The 19,257-nt window shown below is 37.2% G+C and carries 18 protein-coding genes and 1 pseudogene; 16 read left to right on the top strand and 3 right to left on the bottom strand.

Features of this window, described 5'->3' with window-relative positions; translation table 11 throughout:
* Positions 1 to 233: 233 nt before the first annotated feature.
* Positions 234 to 1,594, bottom strand: a protein-coding gene (locus tag BMZ04_RS10485; RefSeq protein ID WP_093269437.1) for an IS3 family transposase whose coding sequence is annotated in 2 segments (ribosomal slippage) — positions 234 to 1,138 and positions 1,138 to 1,594 — 1,362 coding nt in all. Because the reading frame shifts where the segments join, the coding sequence is not laid out codon by codon here.
* A gap of 205 nt (positions 1,595 to 1,799) precedes the next feature.
* Between BMZ04_RS10485 and BMZ04_RS10480 the strand changes: the two genes are divergently transcribed.
* The 9 genes from BMZ04_RS10480 to BMZ04_RS10435 all read left to right on the top strand — a co-directional run bounded on the left by BMZ04_RS10480 (position 1,800) and on the right by BMZ04_RS10435 (position 7,833).
* Positions 1,800 to 1,976, top strand: coding sequence for a DUF4083 domain-containing protein (locus BMZ04_RS10480; RefSeq protein ID WP_093269433.1), 177 nt, complete (start codon positions 1,800 to 1,802; stop codon positions 1,974 to 1,976).
* 226 nt (positions 1,977 to 2,202) lie between these two features.
* Positions 2,203 to 3,456, top strand: coding sequence for a Y-family DNA polymerase (locus BMZ04_RS10475; RefSeq protein ID WP_093269429.1), 1,254 nt, complete (start codon positions 2,203 to 2,205; stop codon positions 3,454 to 3,456).
* Positions 3,457 to 3,556: 100 nt separating this feature from the next.
* Positions 3,557 to 3,769, top strand: coding sequence for a hypothetical protein (locus BMZ04_RS10470; RefSeq protein WP_093269426.1), 213 nt, complete (start codon positions 3,557 to 3,559; stop codon positions 3,767 to 3,769).
* Complete coding sequence (locus tag BMZ04_RS10465; protein WP_093269421.1) at positions 3,733 to 3,969, top strand: hypothetical protein; 237 nt, start codon at positions 3,733 to 3,735, stop codon at positions 3,967 to 3,969. Before BMZ04_RS10470 ends, BMZ04_RS10465 begins: the two co-directional genes overlap by 37 nt.
* A 19-nt stretch (positions 3,970 to 3,988) precedes the next feature.
* A complete protein-coding gene (locus BMZ04_RS10460) occupies positions 3,989 to 5,005 on the top strand; it encodes a DUF1835 domain-containing protein (RefSeq protein WP_093269417.1) in 1,017 nt (338 codons plus the stop codon).
* A 306-nt stretch (positions 5,006 to 5,311) separates the two neighbouring features.
* Positions 5,312 to 6,187, top strand: coding sequence for an alpha/beta fold hydrolase (locus BMZ04_RS10450; RefSeq protein WP_177184404.1), 876 nt, complete (start codon positions 5,312 to 5,314; stop codon positions 6,185 to 6,187).
* Between the two features lie 27 nt (positions 6,188 to 6,214).
* Complete coding sequence (locus BMZ04_RS10445) at positions 6,215 to 6,424, top strand: class I SAM-dependent methyltransferase (RefSeq protein WP_093269408.1); 210 nt, start codon at positions 6,215 to 6,217, stop codon at positions 6,422 to 6,424.
* A gap of 125 nt (positions 6,425 to 6,549) precedes the next feature.
* Positions 6,550 to 7,062, top strand: a complete 513-nt coding sequence (locus tag BMZ04_RS10440; RefSeq protein ID WP_093269402.1) for a GNAT family N-acetyltransferase — start codon at positions 6,550 to 6,552, stop codon at positions 7,060 to 7,062.
* A 117-nt stretch (positions 7,063 to 7,179) separates the two neighbouring features.
* A complete protein-coding gene (locus BMZ04_RS10435; RefSeq protein ID WP_093269398.1) occupies positions 7,180 to 7,833 on the top strand; it encodes an alpha/beta family hydrolase in 654 nt (217 codons plus the stop codon).
* Between the two features lie 90 nt (positions 7,834 to 7,923).
* Here the strand turns inward: BMZ04_RS10435 and BMZ04_RS10430 are convergent.
* Positions 7,924 to 9,233 (bottom strand): annotated as a pseudogene (locus BMZ04_RS10430) (hemolysin family protein).
* A gap of 472 nt (positions 9,234 to 9,705) precedes the next feature.
* Between BMZ04_RS10430 and BMZ04_RS10425 the strand changes: the two are divergent.
* Together BMZ04_RS10425 and BMZ04_RS10420 are read left to right on the top strand one after the other, a co-directional pair.
* On the top strand, positions 9,706 to 10,278 hold the full coding sequence (locus BMZ04_RS10425) for a GNAT family N-acetyltransferase (protein ID WP_093269393.1): 573 nt from the start codon (positions 9,706 to 9,708) through the stop codon (positions 10,276 to 10,278).
* Positions 10,279 to 10,325: 47 nt separating this feature from the next.
* Complete coding sequence (locus BMZ04_RS10420; protein ID WP_093269387.1) at positions 10,326 to 10,862, top strand: DinB family protein; 537 nt, start codon at positions 10,326 to 10,328, stop codon at positions 10,860 to 10,862.
* Positions 10,863 to 10,922: 60 nt separating this feature from the next.
* Here BMZ04_RS10420 and BMZ04_RS10415 read toward each other — a convergent pair whose 3' ends face one another.
* Entirely contained in the window at positions 10,923 to 12,332 is a 1,410-nt protein-coding gene (locus BMZ04_RS10415) for an amino acid permease (RefSeq protein WP_093269383.1), read from the bottom strand.
* Between the two features lie 833 nt (positions 12,333 to 13,165).
* On the opposite strand from BMZ04_RS10415, the gene BMZ04_RS10410 reads away from it, so the two are divergent.
* The 5 genes from BMZ04_RS10410 to BMZ04_RS10390 all read left to right on the top strand — a co-directional run bounded on the left by BMZ04_RS10410 (position 13,166) and on the right by BMZ04_RS10390 (position 19,242).
* A complete protein-coding gene (locus BMZ04_RS10410) occupies positions 13,166 to 14,389 on the top strand; it encodes a M20 family metallopeptidase (RefSeq protein WP_093269379.1) in 1,224 nt (407 codons plus the stop codon).
* Between the two features lie 188 nt (positions 14,390 to 14,577).
* A complete protein-coding gene (locus tag BMZ04_RS10405; protein ID WP_093269376.1) occupies positions 14,578 to 14,778 on the top strand; it encodes a DUF3311 domain-containing protein in 201 nt (66 codons plus the stop codon).
* Positions 14,775 to 16,253 (top strand): sodium:solute symporter family protein, encoded by a 1,479-nt coding sequence (locus tag BMZ04_RS10400; protein ID WP_093269372.1) that lies wholly within the window; start codon positions 14,775 to 14,777, stop codon positions 16,251 to 16,253. The genes BMZ04_RS10405 and BMZ04_RS10400 overlap by 4 nt, the downstream gene beginning before the upstream one ends.
* A 45-nt stretch (positions 16,254 to 16,298) precedes the next feature.
* A complete protein-coding gene (locus BMZ04_RS10395) occupies positions 16,299 to 17,585 on the top strand; it encodes a M20 family metallo-hydrolase (RefSeq protein WP_093269369.1) in 1,287 nt (428 codons plus the stop codon).
* Positions 17,586 to 17,619: 34 nt separating this feature from the next.
* Entirely contained in the window at positions 17,620 to 19,242 is a 1,623-nt protein-coding gene (locus BMZ04_RS10390; RefSeq protein WP_093269366.1) for an amidohydrolase, read from the top strand.
* Positions 19,243 to 19,257 lie beyond the last annotated feature (15 nt).

Here is a 19,257-nt window from a genome sequence, read left to right as displayed (position 1 = left end):
CCTTCAGTATGTTTATATTGAGTTAATAGGTAAATCAGGAATCAACTCCATTCTTCTTAGAATAAAGGCAAGGCTGGTGCAATAACCAGAGTAGGATTAATCTCCCATGAGTGCTTCCTGCAAGGGAGCGAGACAGTCTGTGATGAACCGTGGTCGTTGGAGTCAGACTAACGGGTGCTTTAGTTAAACAAGACCATCATTTTGATCTGACCCAATAAAGTTAGACAAATATTTTAGGCGGCTTCTAAGATCTGAGTTCGGTATTCTACTGGGCTCAGGTCTTTTAATTTTGCCTTCATTCGCTTGTGATTGTAATACTCCATATATTCTTCTAATTCCTTTTCAAAATGCGCCATACTCTCAAACCCTTGTAAATAAAGCAGTTCTGATTTTAATAAGCCAAAGAAATTTTCAATGACTGCATTATCTAAGCAGTTACCCTTACGGGACATACTCTGTGTTATCTGGTGCTCTTGTAGTGTTTTTTGATATTTTTTCATCTGATAATGCCAGCCTTGATCGGAATGAAGAATTACCTCATCTTCCGGTTGAAGGCGCAGAATAGCTTCGTCTAACATATCACCTACAAGTTGATAGACCGGTCGATTCATGACTTTATATGAGATAATTTCACCATGACACAAATCCAGAACAGGTGACAGATAACGTTTTTCTCCAAAGAGATGGAATTCGGTCACGTCTGTTACCCATTTTTGATTCATTTTCTCAGCCTTAAAATCACGTTGTAATACATTAGGAGCGATTTTCCCGACGTTTCCTTTATAAGAACGATACTTCTTCATACGGACCTCACATTTTAAACCGATTTCATTCATCAAGCGATTGATGGTCTTCGGGTCATACCTAAATCCGTATTTCTTCAGTTCTTTCGTGATGCGGCGGTAGCCATAACGACCCTTATGTTCGTGATAAATGATCTTGATAGCTTCTTTTACTGTTTCATATTTATCTACTTGATTCAATCGTTTTTCCAAATAGTAATAAGTACTGCGTGGAATGTCAGCGACTTGAACTAAATCCACGACTTCATAATGTTTCTTCAGTTCAAAAATTACTTGCGCTTTGATTTTGTTTGTAATTTTTCTTGTTCGTGAACTAAAGCTTTCAACTTTTTTAAGTAGGCATTCTCCATACGCAAACGTTCATTTTCAGCTCGTAGAGCTTCCATAGAACCCTCAACTGGAGCTGTTTTTTTGTCATTCGATTTGATTTCCTTTTTCATGGATGGACGCCTCTTTTTCTTTGGTTTTAGCGCGTCCAATCCTTTTGTCTTAAGCAACTCCTCCCACTGATAAATAATACTCGGAGAAGAAATATTAAATTTGCTTGCCGTTTCTAGAAAAGACGCACCTGTCTCGCTCATAAAATTAAGTACGTCTAGTTTAAATCCAGATGAGTAGCTTGTATAGCTTCTCTTAAAACCCTTTTTACCCTGTGCTTCAAATAATTTCACCCAAGTAATGACTTGAGATTTAGCTGCGCCAATACTTTCTGCGATAGTGTGATAGCTTTCGTTTCCAGTTAAATAGCGTTCCACCGCTTTTAATTTAACTTCTATTGTATATTTAGACATAAAAACACCCCGTAAATGTTAGTTGGTGTCTAACTTTTACGGGGCAGTTCATTTCGATGGTCTATTTTTACGTCCAAAACATCAAGAAGGAATTACTAATAAAGAATCTAATTACCAACATTAAATGTTAAAATAAAGTAATTAAGGAATGTGAGAGGTAGATGTAAAGTTATGCTTGACCATTTCTATACAAGGGGATGTTTTTATGTTTAATGTGGGAGACATGATTTATCAGATTATAGTATTGGGGCTTATCGTTTTATTTGTAGTATCGTTTACACTATTTATTAGGAGATTACTCTTGAATCAACAGGCAAAAAAGCATCAACTTAATGAGTTTGAAATGAAATTGGATAAAATAATGGAGTTAATAAAAGGCTAAAGGGTTAGGTAAATTTACTTCCGTGTAAATTAAATAATTCTGTAAAACCGAAAAAAAAACACATTAAAAGAGACGCTGAAGGTACAGCGATATTAATTGTTGTTTTATTAGTGGATATGTTATTTCCAATTATTTTGGTCTATTACCAATAAAATCTTCTTGAATAAAAACGAATGTTCGGCATATAATAAGAACAAACGTTCTTTATTGAAGGAGAAGAGAGACAATGCATGAAGGTTTAGAAAATCGAAAAATTATATGCATTGATATACGGAGCTTTTACGCAAGCTGTGCGGCTGCAGATGCTGGACTAGACATTATGAATACACCGATTGCGGTTATCGGAAATTTAGAACAAAAGGGAAGTATTGTGCTTGCGGCATCTCCCATGATGAAAAAGAAATTTGGAGTAAAGACAGGAACACGGCTCTTTGAAATTCCTGATCATCCGTCAATTCATTTAATCGAGCCGAAGATGGAGTTTTTTGTTCGCGTTTCCATGGAAATCACACGTTACTTAAATCAATTCGTTCCAAGCGAAGCAATTCATGTGTATAGCGTCGATGAATGCTTTGCTGATTTGGGAGGAACCGAAAAATTATGGGGGCCAGTAGAAGACACAATTAAGCGAATGCAGGATGGACTATATAACCAGTTTCAATTACCGTGTGCTGTTGGAATGGGTCCAAATATGCTAATCGCAAAGCTTGCCCTGGACTTGGAAGCCAAAAAAACAGGCTTTGCAAAATGGACATATAAAGATGTGCCACAAAAGCTATGGCCTATTGCTCCGCTTTCCAAAATGTGGGGAATTGGTTCGCGTTTAGAAAAAACATTAAATAATATGGGTATTATAAGCGTTGGGCAACTAGCAAACACATCGCTTGCGACATTAGAAGCTAAGTTTGGCGTAATGGGAAATCAGTTATATCACCATGCTTGGGGAATTGATTTGTCAGAACTTGGTGCGCCTTTAGCAGAAGGCCAAATTAGTTACGGCAAGGGGCAAGTGCTATTTCGTGATTACCGTTCCAAAGAAGAGATAATGACTGTCGTATTAGAAATGTGTGAAGACGTGGCGAGACGTGCTCGCGAAGCTGAAATGGTCGGAAGAACGGTCCATCTCTCCATCATTTACAGTAAAGAGGCATTCGGTGGAGGATTTAATCGTTCCCGTTCAATTGATGAACCAACAAATGCTACGATGACCATATATAAAGTATGCGAACAAATTTTTGATGAATTTTACGATCACCGACCCGTTCGCAAACTGTCGATTTCCATTACCAATTTAGAACCAGAGTACTCCATGCAACTAAACCTATTTGAAGAAGACAAATGGAAAGTTCGAGAACTAGGAAAAACAATGGATTACCTCCGAGGTAAATATGGCTCTAGTGCAATATTGCGTGCTGTTTCCTACACGGAAGCGGGAACTGCAAGAAAACGTGCTGGATTGCTTGGAGGGCATAAAAAATAGAGAAAAGACCGAACATTTACATACGTTTGGTCTTTTTTATTTCCTGTTTAAGAAGGACTTTCCAGTTTTAAAGTAGAACAATAATATGAGGAGGGAATCTATGGAAAAGAAGTATTTTTACAGTTTGAGTGAAGTTGGCATATTCCTGTCTGCATGGATGCTTTTCATTGCAAGCAAGTACGCTTTTATTGATGATACTGGGAAATATGGTATAGGAACATTCCTTTTAGGTATCAGTGGAATTATTTTTATTTATTTTTGTGATGGAAATATAAAATGGAAACGAGTCTTCGCTACTTACATAATCGGTTAATCATTCTAGCCGTTCTCTTTTTTGGGTTTTTACCTACTTATACATATAAAGAAGCAGTAGCAAAAGTTGAAAATGCAACTGGAGAAAAAATGATTCAAACAAAAGAAATAAAAAGATCCATCGGTCATTATATGATATATACAATAGAAGGAACTTATCTATTTAATGTAGAAAGTGGAGATTTTGCGAAGAGAGAATAACAAAAGGAGAATGATTTCAATGATACATAAAATCAAAAAAAATGTAGAACAATTATCTGAGCGAGAAGCAAAGTCGCTGTTATTACAACACTTTTTACGAGTTCAAATGTTGGAGGAAACGAGTTATCCAGAAGAACAATTTCTAAAAGATATGAAAAAAGAATATCATGACTTATTACAATCTGCATCTAATTCAAAGCAAACAAACTATAACACCATACATATCGTGTTTGGAGATTCTGCGGCGGGAAGCTTAAAAATAGCACTGCCAAGAGATGAAAAGGTAATTCGATTTTCTGACCTATTTTCTATCGGCCCCGTGAACCAGCTTCACAACGAAGAAGGACTCAAACAACGAAAAAAATGGTTGTTCCTACATATAAATATGGACGAACAGCGCACATTTAACTATATAGAAGAGTTTCAAAAAACGGTAGAGGACATAAAGAACATACCTACGAACATACCAATCTACATATGGACAGCAAACAATGCACATGAACAAACCGCTGCACGATTTATCCTGCATATCTTGAAAGAAAAGAAGAACGACATACGTCTCATTAACATCAGTACAGCTTTTCAAAAACTATGGCCAAACATTATTCCAGTTCATACAGGGGAATTGGCAGCTGAAAAATTAAAAATAATCTATGAGACTTATAAAAACGAACAGCCATTAACGAAACAACTCCGTAACATGCTAGCAGACGAATGGGAAAAACTTGACGAAACAACTGAAGTCCTGCGCATTTGGGAGGACGACCAAATTAAATGTGTGTCAGAAAGTCACTTCGATGCATTCATTATCGAAAAAGCTCGTTATTTACATAAGGAACTAGGAACAAATGATTTCATGAAATCAGCCAGACTAATTGGGGAAGTACTTGGACACTCAGATCAATATGTTGGCGATGTATTTTTCGAATACCGTGTACGCCAACTAATTTTAGAAGGAATTTTTGAAATAGAAGGGGTTCCAAAGGCAATGCGGTTTTACAGTGTGAAATTGAAAGCTGGTTACTTATGCCATTAGAACAAGAAGTAATTGGTTTGTTAATAGGTGGCTTTGCTATTGTTATGGGAATTGCAATTGTAACAACATTGCTACTTTGGTTTAAAAATAAACATAACAGTTATGCATAACTTGGACATTATTACATCTACTTCTATTCTCAGTTGCCGTTTACTTTTTATTGAAGGCAATCTCCTTTGATTATTACCATCCAATGGCATCTGAAGAGATTTCACTACGGATAGGGATTTCTGGCGTTATTTGGGCTTTAAGTATGTTATGTTTACTAATCGGTGTATATAAATTTTCGAAGGAGCAATGATGAATATGGAAAATGGCGAATATCAAATAGATATAAATGGAGTAATACATTGGATAAAAGTAGAGGGAAAAGAAAATAATACAATCCCTCTAGTTATTATTCATGGAGGTCCAGGAGGAAATCTTTATACTTTCGAAAGAACTGTCGGTCCTTTTCTACAAGATAGAACAGTAATATACTACGAGCAGCGAGGATGCGGTAGAAGTGGCAAATCAATTGCCGAAAATGCTTATACTATCAATGAATTAGTTGGCGACTTTTGCAAAATTATTCAATGGACGGAAAGCGAAAAAGTTGATTTATTAGGTTATTCTTTTGGTGGAGAATTAGCACTTGAATTTGCTTTTGCCTTTCCGGAGCTTATTAACAAAATAATATTATCTGGACCTAGTTTAATAAATCTAAAAACGCAATATATGATACAAATATCCGGTTTCCTATCTATCGCAGAACAAACTCTAGTAACTAAGATTGATGAAATACTTCAAGAAAATACCCCGATTGAAAGTAAATACAGTCAAATATGGGAGATTGTTGATGAGGAGACAATTGACCGTTTATTGTTTGTGAATCAGGACGTTGCTAAAAAGTTCCGACAGTTCATACAAGAAAGTAATCTACACAATACAGGGCTTATGCTAGCGGCTTTGCAAGAAAACCCAGTAACTCCTCCACTATATGAACGACTTAACGATATTCATCATAAGACATTAATCATCACAGGTGTTTATGATCGAAATACGGGAATTCCTATATCCAATCTAATAAATAGAAATCTTTCTAACAGTGAATGGATCTTATTTAATAAAAGTGCTCATTTTCCTGACCTTGAGGAAACTGAGAAATTTGTAAGTGAAGTATTAGACTTTTTAAAAGCCTAATACAAGTGTGAGGAGGTAGCAAGAACAATGGCAGCTTATGGTAAAGATTTATTTGAAGGAACAGCTAGTTTTTATTACCGTTTTAGACCAATGCATCCAGCTTCATTAATTAGATTTTTAGTTGAAAGGTTTTCTTTGGATGGTAGCGGCCAGATGCTCGATTTAGGATGTGGAACTGGCCAATTAGCGGAAAGGTTCTCTGATTTATTAGTAAGTGATAATACTGGAATTTATTAAGAACAAATAAATGTATCCATCAAGCTCGCTATAAAAAGCAAATAAGGCTTGTTCGATTAGATAGAAGTGTCGGACTATTTCAATGACGAGAGATAGACTATAATCAATAGAATGGTGGTCTTACAATGGAGATTTCAATTGAAAAGATACAAAAACAGGATGCAGAAGAATTATTTAATTTTGAAAGTGAAAATAGAGCCTATTTTGAAAAATATGTACCGAGTCGTGGGGAAGAGTATTATGGTTTTGAAACTTTTCAAAAAAGACATAAAGAATTGTTGGAAGAACAAGAGAAGGGGATATCTTATTTTTATTTAATAAAAGATCAAACCGGATCAATTGTAGGGAGGATGAACCTGGTTGATATTGATAGAAACAAAAGTATAGGTCATATTGGTTATAGAGTTGGAGAAATACATACTGGAAAACGAATTGCAAATAAAGCTTTAAAACTACTGTTAATGAAGGTTTCAATGAAAAATATTAAACAAGTTCATGCAAAAACAACAAGCAATAATATTGCATCACAAAAAGTATTAGAGAAAAACGGCTTTACGCAAGTCTCAACAAGTAATGAAGAATTTATAATGAATGCTCAAAACGTGAGGTTTGTATATTTTATGTGGTCGAATACATGATAGCATTTCTTCTTCATCTAGTGGTGAAACAGTTAAATAGTGGACTATAGAAATGTTGATTATTCAAAAGATGGAAGGTTGGATTTATAATTACCGAAACCAAAAAGGGGGATAATGATGAAAAATAATAAAATTAATATACTTAGTAGGGATAGTCAAAAGAAAATAGAGTATACGCATATTCAAACAGGTTCTAAAAGTATCTGTTTTATGTTTTCAGGTGCTGGATACACCTATGATAAACCTTTATTTTATTATGCTACTATGGCAATGCTAGAAAAGAACATTGATGTTGTACATATACATTATTCATACGAAAAAGATCTATTTGAACAATCATTGGAAGATATAATTGAAATCATTATGAACGATGTAGACCCTGTTATGGATCATGTTCTTAATAGTTCTCGCTACACCGAAACGATTTTCCTTGCGAAATCACTTGGAACAATTCCAGTAGTTAGCGATATTATGAAAAGAGAAGTATTTAATAAGTCAAAGATGATATTACTTACCCCTTTGCTGAAACTTGATAGAATATACACAGATCTATTAAAAAGCAAACACGAGGGCCTTATAGTTATCGGTGACAAAGATCCTCATTACAACTTAGAGCAAGTAGAACAAATAAAAAAGCAAACCCCTTTGGGGATTGAGTTAATCCACGGTGCAAACCATTCTTTAGATGATGAAAAATTAAATACGATTACTTCAATTTCCACTTTAACGAAAGTAATTGAAAACTTGAAAGCAACGTTACATGTAATCTAAGAAATATTAGGAAATTAGGATTCATTTTGTTTTTAAGTTAGTAAGTGCAAAAAGCTCCAAGGTATTAGATACCCTGGAGTTTCCACAATACTATGCATAAGTAGCTGTTTTTTTCACTTCAATAAAATGCAACTGGTGCCCCTCTTTTTCATAAATCGAGAACGTATATCCAGCATGCTCAATATAATTATCTTCTGCTAGATCTATATCTTGTGTGAAATACCATCCACCGATTGTATTTACGTCTGGGTTTTTCTTTGTCAATCCTTAATAATGTTGCTACTTCATCCAATAGCACCTTTGAATGAATTAAATAGTGGTCTTCTTTTAATTTTCGAATATCTGCTATTTCATCGTCATCAAATTCATCACGAATTTCACCAACGATTTCTTCTAAAATATCCTCGACTGTAACAAGACCCGATGTGCCACCGTATTCATCCAATAAAATTGCAATATGAGTACGTTGCTTTTGCATTTTTATTAATAAATTATTGATTGGTGTTGTCTCGATTGTTTTGATTATACGGTTCGTGAACTTTTCCAAGTCAAATGTTTCTGCTTTAATTCGATTGCTAATCCCTTGAGTTAAAAAGTCTTTAATATTTATAAAACCGACAATATTATCCCGATCCTCTTCGTAAACAGGATAACGTGTATAACGTTCTTCTGAAATAACTGTTAATACATCATGAAACGCTGCATTTTTTTTCGAATCCAACAATTTCTGTTCGGGGCACCATAATTTCACGAGCAATGCGATCATCAAACTCGAAAACATTATTGACATATTTCAATTCGTTTTGATTAATCTCACCGCTTTTAAAACTTTCAGCTAACAATATTCGAAGTTCTTCTTCCGTGTGTGAAAGTTCATGTTCTGAAGCTGGCTTCATACCTATTAAACCAACTAACACACGAGCAGCACCATTTAAGAGCCAAATGAATGGATACAAAATCTTATAGAAAATCATAATCGGTTTTGCAAAAACAAGTGTCACTGCCTCTGCCTTTTGAATTGCAATTGTTTTAGGTGCTAGTTCCCCGACGACTACATGTAAAAAAGTAGCGATTGCAAAAGCAGCACCTATAGTGAAGTATTGGATATAATCAGTGCTTATCCCAATCGTTTCGAATAATGGATGTAATATGAATTCAAATGTCGATTCACCTACCATACCAATTCCAAGAGCGGTTACAGTAATACCTAACTGACACGCCGATAAGTATTCATCCAAGTGTGTGGTTACATGCTTTGCAGCAAGGGATCCTTTACGACCTTCTGCAACAAGCTGGTCGATTCGTGAGTGTCGTACTTTTACAATGGCAAACTCTGTCGCGACAAAAAAACCTGTTAATGCCAATAAAATAATGAATATCGTTAAATTTAATATTGTCAATATGTTGTCTTACTATAAAGTAAGACCTCACCTCCTATGTGATAAGTATAATAATGGTTGGAATAATGCGTGTGTGGTTAGCTTTGTCCTTTTACCCTTTCTAACACATTATTAATCTTTTCTAAAGGTATTCCTTCAGCTTTCCTTTTCTGAATGAACTTAAACCGCCCAATAGCTTTATAGAATAGTAACGATAATTCGAATTAGAACATTCAGCTTCTATTAAGCAAGATTGATATAATGATCAATAGTTCGCCTAGTAATGCCAGTTTTTAAAGCTAGTTCTCCAATTTTAATTTCTCTTACGTGATGTTCAAGGAAAGCTATCTATAGGTTTTTCCTGACGGGAAAGAATGCGCATATAAAATAAAGGGAAATCTAGTTGATTACGCGAATAGAAGAAGCTATGAGTGATTTATTGCAATGCAAGAATTCAACGAATTAAACCGGAATTTGAAAGGAGGGAAATTCAATGGAAAAAGAATTTCCTATAATAGAAACAAGCAGATTAATCTTAAGGGAAGTAACAATAGACGATGCTAAAGATATGTATACATATTTGACTGATCATGATGTCGTGAAGCCTATGGGGCTAGAGCCTTTTGAAACAGTAGAAGACGTATGGGATGAAATTAGATGGTATCAATCTATATACATAGAAGGGACAGGTATTAGATGGGGAATCACACTAAAAGATTCTGGTAAGGTAATAGGAAGTTGTGGTTTTCTGAATAGGAGCACCAAACATTACCGAGCCGAAATTGGATATGAATTAAGCAAAGAATACTGGGGTAAAGGGATAGCTAGTGAAGCTTTGGAGGCTGTTGTTAATTATGGTTATAAGCATTTTCAGTTAGAAAGAATTGAGGCATTAATTGAACCAACTAATCTTCCATCCCAAAAACTAGTAGAAAAACAAGGGTTTCAAAGAGAAGGACTGCTAAGACATTATGAATATACATGCGGTAAATTCGATGATTTATATATGTACTCCATCATAAAAGAAGATCTTGATCCTATCAAAATTGGTAAAACGAATAAATAGAAGAGTCATCGAATATGTAAAAGTATTAAAAGTAAAGGAGAATCTAAATGTACAAATTGCTTGGGGAAGATGAGTATGCACCATATTATTCAAGTTATGTAAAATTAGTACCTGTTGGGGACTTTGTACAAAATTTAAGAAAGCAAATGGAAAAGACAATTGGCTTACTACTGGACATTTCTGATGATCAAGCCCATTTTCGTTACGCTCCAAAAAAATGGAGCATAAAAGAAGTGCTTGGGCATATGGGAGATACAGAGCGCATAATGGCGTATAGGCTCCTTTCCATCGCACGAGGGGAGACTGTTTCTCTTCCAGGTTATAACGAGAATGAATATGTCCAAAATGCATCATTTGATAAACAGTCAATAAAAGACCTTCTCCAAAATTTGTACATTATCCGCCAATCTACAATTCACCTTATTCAAAGCTTAGCGCAGGAAGATTTGCTTCGTCGCGGAACTGCCAATAATACGGAAGTATCTGTCCGTGCACTCATAGCTATTATTGCTGGTCATGAGCTTCATCATTGTAATATTATAAAAGACAGGTATATTAGTGACGAAGCGTATCCCAAAAGCTAAACAATGATTCGAAAAACAGACGGTATCGCTACATTAGCGATACCGTCTGTTTTATTACGACTAGCGAATCGTCCTTGAAGAAGTTTGTAAAATACCTTCCTTCAATTCCCCGACTCTATCTTTCTTCCGAACAAAAATGAAATAAGAAGCAATGGTCAAGCTAGCGATCAGCAAAGTGAGCAGAGCTTGTATTCGCAAAGATTCAATGATGAGCATTGCGACATAGATACCCGTGATAATAAAGATAGTTGCATACGTCAAGTAAGGGAATAGCCACATCTTAAGTTGAAGTACTTCCGGGTTCTCCTTTTCCAACTTTCTTCGCATTCGTAGATGGGAGAATGCGATGACGAGGTAGACTAATAGCGCCACAGCCCCCGATGAATTTATTAAAAACAAAAATATTTTGTCAGGAGAAGCATAGCTAAAGATCACCGCAACATATGAAAATAATGTACTGAACAGGATTGCTCGGACAGGAACACCTTTCTTGCTTAGCTTTAGAAATGCTTTTGGAGCATCGCCTTTCTTGGCCATCCCGAACAACATACGAGAATTTGCATATAAAGCAGAATTTAAGCATGAAAGAACTGCTGTTAGCACAACAAAGTTCATAATCTGAGCGGCAGCTGGAATACCGATATAATCGAGAACTGCTACGAACGGACTAACGAGTATATTAGCCGAATTCCATGGTAATAGTGTAACGACTAGCGCGATAGAGCCTATATAGAAGATCAGAATACGCCAAATGACGCTATTTGTTGCAATCCGCACCGCTTTTGCTGGATGCTCTGATTCACCAGCTGCAATGGCAACGATTTCAGTACCCATGAACGAAAAGATGACTACTGTAATGCCTAACAAAACGGAACCGAATCCGGTTGGCATGAATCCACCAGCACCTAAGAGATTTACCGTTCCAGGTGCGTTTACACCAGGATACCATCCAAAAATTACACAAAGACCGAGAACAAGGAATAAACCGATACTAATAACTTTTATGAGTGAAAACCAATACTCGAATTCACCAAAGGACTTCACGGAAAAAAGATTTGTAAGCGTTAATAAAACAGTTAAGATGAGTGCCATTAGCCAAAGAGGAAAATCTGGTATCCAATATTGCATAATAGCTGCACCTGCAATAGCTTCAATCGCAATTACGACGACCCAGAAAAACCAATACAACCATCCGATAGTAAAACCTGCCCATGGTCCGATCGCGTCGCTCGCGTATGTTGAAAATGAGCCGCTTGTTGGATGGGCTGCCGCCATTTCACCAAGCATTCTCATTACCAATACGACAATTGCCCCCGCAAATGCGTAAGACAAAATTGCACCCGGTCCTGAAGCATTAATGACTGCACCACTTCCGATAAATAAACCTGCGCCGATAACTCCAGCAATGGAAATCATACTGATATGTCGGATCTTTAAGTCGGATTTTAACTGTTCTTGTTGACTCGTCATTTACATTCCCCCTTGTGAAAGTCGTGGTTCTCCTAAAATTCCATTCTTAAATTAGCGTAACCTGTCCATTAATTGATGTGCAAGTAATATTCATAGCGTGTGATATTATTTCCTCCTCTCTGTCATAAAAGCGCTTTCATAAATTTTATTAGAATATTCTTATAAGTTGTTATTTTAATTATACACAAATGAAAATAAGTTTTTCTGGACAAGTTGTAAATTGATATGAAATTGAATTATACAAAGTGTTAAAAATGTGTAAGGGCTAAGCGTTTCAAGTGCGAATACATGGGGAAATTTCTATTCGTATTTTTTTGATATAAATAATTCTTTGGAAACCTACTTCGACACTTCGGGATGCAGCTCGTCATAAGTCAAGCTGATAGTCTTATGGCTCCGACTGCCCCTTAAAATGTACTTTCGCTCAGTTTATGTAAACATTTTCTTCAATTTACACAGGTGTTTTCAATTTTGTCTTTAACCAAGACTATGGATTTCTCATACTGAATTTACACAAGTGTTTAAGGTGCATAACAGTGCCGCTTTAATAGTTTTATAGGGAACGGTAAACAAGGGGTTGAGACTAGTTTTCTCCACATATAGGCAATCTGTATAAATTTATTGGTGAAGCATTTACACTTTGTCTAATTAAATGAAAGAGAATACTTAATAAAATTAGTTAGAAATATTCTGAATAATCAACCTAGTCTTCTTTATGTTTTATTATTGCTGTATTTTTCGAGTTATTACATCTTCATCAGTTTGAGCGTAATTTGTAGGTAGAGAACTAGAAGGGTGTATTTGTATGTGAAAAAATTGGAGAGGGAGATTATATGAAAACAAACGTAGAGTACGACACGTATACACGTGATCGGGAGGCAGTGATTAATCTAACGACAGATCTTGTTCGCATTCCGAGTGTTTATAGAGACAATGATCCGTATGGTAATGAAACGAAAGTGGCATTGTATGTTGCACAATATCTGAGAGATAGAGGGATTGAAACGCATGTAGAAGAGGTGATTCCAGGCAGACCGAATGTTATTGGTATTGTCGATTCTGGAAAACCGGGAAAAACACTTCTTTTCGAAGGCCATACGGATGTTGTGACCGAAGGCGATAAGGACGCTTGGACGTATGATCCTTTTAGTGCTCATATTGTGGACGGAAGGATGTACGGTAGAGGAACGAACGATACGAAGGGGAATTTGGCGTGCATGATCACAGCGGTTCACTCACTTATTCAGGATAAAGAGGAGTTTACTGGAAAAATAATTCTGTGTATCCCTGTAGATGAAGAGGGGCTAATGATTGGTATCAAGCACTTCATAAAGCAAGGTTGGGCAAATGATGTAGATGGTGCAATCATTTGCGAGCCAGAAGAAAATAATGTCTGTATTGCACAGCGAGGAGCTATGCGTATACGAATAGATGTATATGGAAAAATGGCACACGGTGCAATATCCTGGAGCGGTATTAATCCAAATTGGCGAATGGCGAGACTCATAGTGGAACTGGAAAAGCTAGAGAAGGAAGAGCAAGCCAGATTGGGTGAAGATCCGTACTTAAAGTGGCCTTCAATTACACCAACCATTTTACAAGCGCCTGTAAAAGGCGACGCACAAATAAATGTCATACCAGATCACTGTATGATGACGCTTGATATTCGAACAGTACCAAAGCAAAACCATGATGAACTATTAGGAAAAATCAATGCTATTATTCAGAGGCTCAAAGAAGATGATTCGGATTTTAACCTGGAATTGACAATCTTGGATAATAGACCTTCTACGATTACAGATGCCGATGATCCTGTCGTAAAGGCTATTTATGATGCAGTTGAATCGGTGACAGGAGAGAAGCCTATTTACAATGGGGTTCCTGGGGCGACTGATGGGACGTTCCTTCATATGCATGGTATACCTATTGTGACAATCGGAGCAGGCGACAGGGATATCCCTCACCAAATTAACGAGTACATCGACATAGAAGAACTAGCGGTAACTACGGCGATTTATAGAGATGCAGCTTTGCGCTTTCTGAAAGGTGAAGAGTAATCGAGGATAGCAGAATACAATCTAGCTATTTAAGCATTGGTATTGAAGAATGTGCTAAATAATAATCAGAATTCCATGGGAATTTCTCGATATCAGCACAAAGCACAATGTTTAATCTAATGAAAGCGATTTCAAAATAAAATAATTGCTCTTATTTTTGCAGTGTAAATTGAGTTAGGAGGAGCTTTATGAAGTACATTCAACTATTAATTTTAATTCCTTTTATCGGTTTTTTAGGTTTCTTACCTTGGGCAAACCGTATTGAACCGTATATCCTTGGAATGCCGTTTTTATTGTTTTGGCTCGTACTTTGGATGGTACTATCACCAATGTTATTAGTCATTGTATATAAACTGGATCCAGATAATAGGGAAGGTGAAACCGAATGAATATCTCATTAATTATTATTAGCTTAACTCTATTGTTAGCTCTTTATCTTGGAATATCATCTACTCGAGGAAAAGAGATGAGCATGGAGCAATGGACTGTTGGAGGGCGAGGGTTCGGAACACTGTTTATCTTCTTTTTAATAGCAGGAGAAGTGTATACAACTTTCACTTTCCTGGGGGGGAGCGGATGGACATTCACACGAGGTGCCGCCGTTTATTACGTGCCAGCTTATATCTTTCTTGCTTATGTACTATCTTACTGGTTCGTACCTAAAATTTGGAAGTACTGTAAAGAAAACAACCTTATCTCACAGCCGGACTACTTTGTTTCTAAATATAAAAGTACTGCTTTGGGCGTATTAGTAGCAATAGTAGGGTGTGTGGCACTCATTCCATACATCGTTATTCAATTTAAAGGGCTTGGAATCATTGTGTCTCAAGCATCTTATGGTACGATTTCTCCTGTTGTAGCAAGTTGTATTGGGGCGACCGTTGTTGCCACATACGTTATGGTTTCAGGTATCCATGGTTCAGCCTGGACGGCGATCATAAAAGACTTCATGATTTTAATAGTTGTTATCTTTCTGGGAATTTACATCCCATTTCATTATTTCGGTGGAATCAAGCCGATGTTCGAAGCGGTTGAAATGGTAAAGCCTGAGCTCCTGACATTGCCGGAGACTGGGTTTAGTAATTCGTGGTTTACTTCCACTGTTATTTTTAACGCAATCGGATTTTATATTCTTCCAACTTCATTTATGGTAATTTTATCAGCGAAAAGTGCGAAAAGTTTGCGGAAAAACGCAATTACGTTACCTTTGTATACAATTCTATTACTCTTTATTTTCTTTGTCGGATTTGCAGCCATTACAGTGATTCCTGAACTTGATGCAGCACAAGGTGATCTTGCCCTCCTTACCTTAGCTATCAAGACGTTCGATCCCTGGGTTATCGGAATTATCGGGGCAGCTGGTCTGTTAACCGCTTTAGTTCCATGTTCCGTCATGCTTATGTCGAGCGCTGCAGGGCTTACACAAAACCTATATAAGGTTATTGTTCCGAAAGCTTCTGACAAGCATTTGTTGACTGTTTCTAAACTATTCATCGTGTTAATTTCACTTATCGCTCTATATTTCACAATAACGGGCGGAGGGGCGATGGCCATATTAAATATTATGTCCTATAGTCTGATTGTTCAACTGGCTCCAGCATTGTTTCTAAGTATTCAAAGAAACAATATGATCACAAAAGAAGGAGCATTCATGGGCATTGTGACAGGTGTCATCGTTGTTTTGATTATGACGTTGAAAGGAATTGGAATAGGAGATTTGTTGCCACATGCACCTCAGTGGGTACAAGATATCAATGGTTCCTTTGTTGCATTAACCTCGAACATTGTAATCATGCTTATTGTGAGTATAGGTTCAAGAGTATTCGCTTCAATAAAACATACTAAATTAGAAGAAGCTAAATAACCGACTATTGTTTCTATACTAAAATTGAGAGGGGATAAAGAGAAGATGCTAACTATAAATGCTGAAAGAATAAATGGGAAACTAATAGAACTTGCTGAAATTGGAAAAATTGGGGATACAGGTGTTTCTAGACTAGCGCACTCGAAGAAAGATAAAGAAGCCGTATTAAAAGTGAAAAGTTGGATGGAAGAGGTCGGCCTTTCGGCGAGAATTGATAACTTTGGAAACTTAATAGGACGGTTGGAAGGAGAAATTCCTGATGCACCAGCGCTTATGCTCGGATCACATATCGACTCTCAACCTTATGGTGGGAGGTACGATGGCGTTCTGGGTGTTCTTGGAGCCCTTGAAGTAGTTCAAACATTACAAGAACAAAAGATTACCCCTTCTATTTCTATTGAAGTAGCGGCATTCTCGGATGAAGAAGGATGTAGATTTAATAAAGGATTATTTGGAGTAAGAGGGATACTCGGCAAGCTAGAAGATGGAGAATTAGATCGACAAGACAAAGATGGTGTTACAAGAAGAGAAGCGTTAATTGAATTTGGGTGTGATCCCGATAAATTCAAGGAATCTGAATATGATCTTTCTAAAATTGCTGCGTTTTTAGAACTTCATATAGAACAAGGACCAGTATTAGAAGCTAAAGGCGAGGCAGTTGGAATCGTTACTGGAATATCGGGTCCATTATGGCTGACAGTTGAATTGACGGGGCTTGCAGGTCATGCGGGATCAGTTCCAATGCCAATGCGCCAAGATGCTCTCGTTGGTGCGGCAAAAGTAATTGTTAAACTAAATGAACTGACAAGTAAAATTCCCGGCGCGCCAACCGTAGGAACGGTCGGAAGTTTAAAGGTGTTTCCAGATTCACGTAATATTATTCCAGAACAAGTAACATTTACTGTGGACTTACGGGACATCGATGAAACAAGAAGAGATGAAATTGAAAGTGAATTGCGTCAATCAATTAACCAAATTGCGAATGAACACGGCTTAACTTATAAAATTACGGAAGATACAAAGAGTGAACCTCGTTTTTGTAACGATAAAATCATGAATATTATGAGAAGTGAAAGTGAGGAAATGGGGATCAATACTCCTGAGCTTATGAGTGGTCCTTTCCACGATTCGCTTGCGATGTCCTACGTTTGCGATTATGCGATGATTTTTATTCGATCAAAAGATGGAATCAGTCATAATCCGAAAGAATATTCAGCTCCGGAAGATATTGCTCTTGGAACTGAATTACTATATAGAACGGTTGTGAAATTGGCAAGCGGGGATCATTTATTGACAGAAAGTCCCGTGGTAACTGAAACTATTTCACTTTAATTCTAAAAAACAATTCTAAAGGGAGGCTATTTTTTTGACTCGAAAGCATTTATTTATTAACGGTGAGGTACTAACAGTCAACGCTGAAAATCAGGTCGCTGAAGCAGTTGCTGTGCAAGGAAAGCATATTATTGCGGTAGGTACGACGGAGGAAATTTTGAAGCTGCAAGATGAGAATAGTGAAGTTGTTAACTTGGAAGGGCGCAGTCTTCTTCCTGGAATTATTGATTCCCATCTTCATATAACGATGTACGGAACAAATGAGGTTTCTGTTTCGTGCAAGGATGAATCCGTAAAATCAATTGATGATTTATTACAAAAGTTGAAAGAGCGAGCATCTGATACTCCTGCTGGAGAATGGATACGAGCTTGGGGGTATCACGATCAAAAAATTGCAGACAAGCGCTTCCCGACAAAAGAAGAGCTCGATTCCGTTACTACAAACCATCCAATAATTGTAGTCCGTGCATGCGGTCATATATCCGCTGTTAACAGTTATGCCCTTAACCGTGCATCAATCGATAAAAACATGCCAAATCCGGAAGGTGGAATCATAGACCGGAACGAGGATGGTGAAGTGACGGGCATTCTTTACGAAAACGCTCATATGCAAATGTTTCAAGTGGCTACATTTTCTAGAGAGGAAATTGGGACGGCACATGCCGTTGCATCTGAACATTTTGCAAAATCTGGAATTACATCTATCCATGACGCCTCTGGCTATGGTACTTCCAATATCCGAGCGCTTCAACAAGACACCTTAAAAGGGGTTATTAAACAAAGGGTATACGCTATGGGTGGAGCACTTAGTGAATCGGAAAACGTAGTGAAGTCGCTACTAGCCTCCGGTTTTGTGACGGGTCTTGGAAATGACCGTTTTAAAGTCGGGCCAGTGAAAGTTTTTCTAGATGGAAGTAGTAGCGGTCCGACAATTTGGACAAGAGAGCCGTATACAAGCGATTCATCTAATTATGGGGTCCATTATTTTGAACAGGAACAGTTAGAGGAATTATTTATTCCAGCACATGAACAAGGTTGGCAAATTACTGCTCATGCGCAAGGTGATGCGGCAATAGATATGCTACTAACTTGTATTGAAAAGGCAAATCGTAAGTTTCCGCGTGAAGATGCTCGACATCGTATTGAACATGCAGGGATTGCTTCTCCGGATTTAATTGCAAGGATGAAAATGGCAGGAGTCATACCGACTCCGAATCCTGCTTTTTTATATGAATATGGGGATGGCTATTGCGAAAGTTATGGAGAAAGAGCTGAGCAGATGTATCCCCTAGCAAGTTATTTAGAAGCAGGGGTTCCTGCCGCGGTAGCTTCCGATTGCCCAGTTACTGATTTTACCCCAATGAGGGGAATCCATAGTGCTCTTACGAGACGTTCGCAAACTGGAAGGGTAATTGGTGAAAAAGAGACGGTATCATTATTGGATGCAATTCGTATGTATACAATTAATGGGGCATATGCTTCTTTTAGTGAAAAAGAGACAGGGTCAATTGAGCCCGGTAAATTAGCTGATCTAATTATCCTAGATCGATCGATAATACAGTCAAATGTAGAGAATATCCCATCTATACAGGTAGAATTTACGATGATTGACGGTGAAGTTGTTTATGAAAAACTGTCGCAAAGTGTAAATTCATAATAGGAGAGTGGAGTC

This window comes from Psychrobacillus sp. OK032 (genome assembly GCF_900111345.1).
GTDB lineage: Bacteria > Bacillota > Bacilli > Bacillales_A > Planococcaceae > Psychrobacillus.
This window is presented reverse-complemented; position numbering and strand designations above follow the sequence as displayed.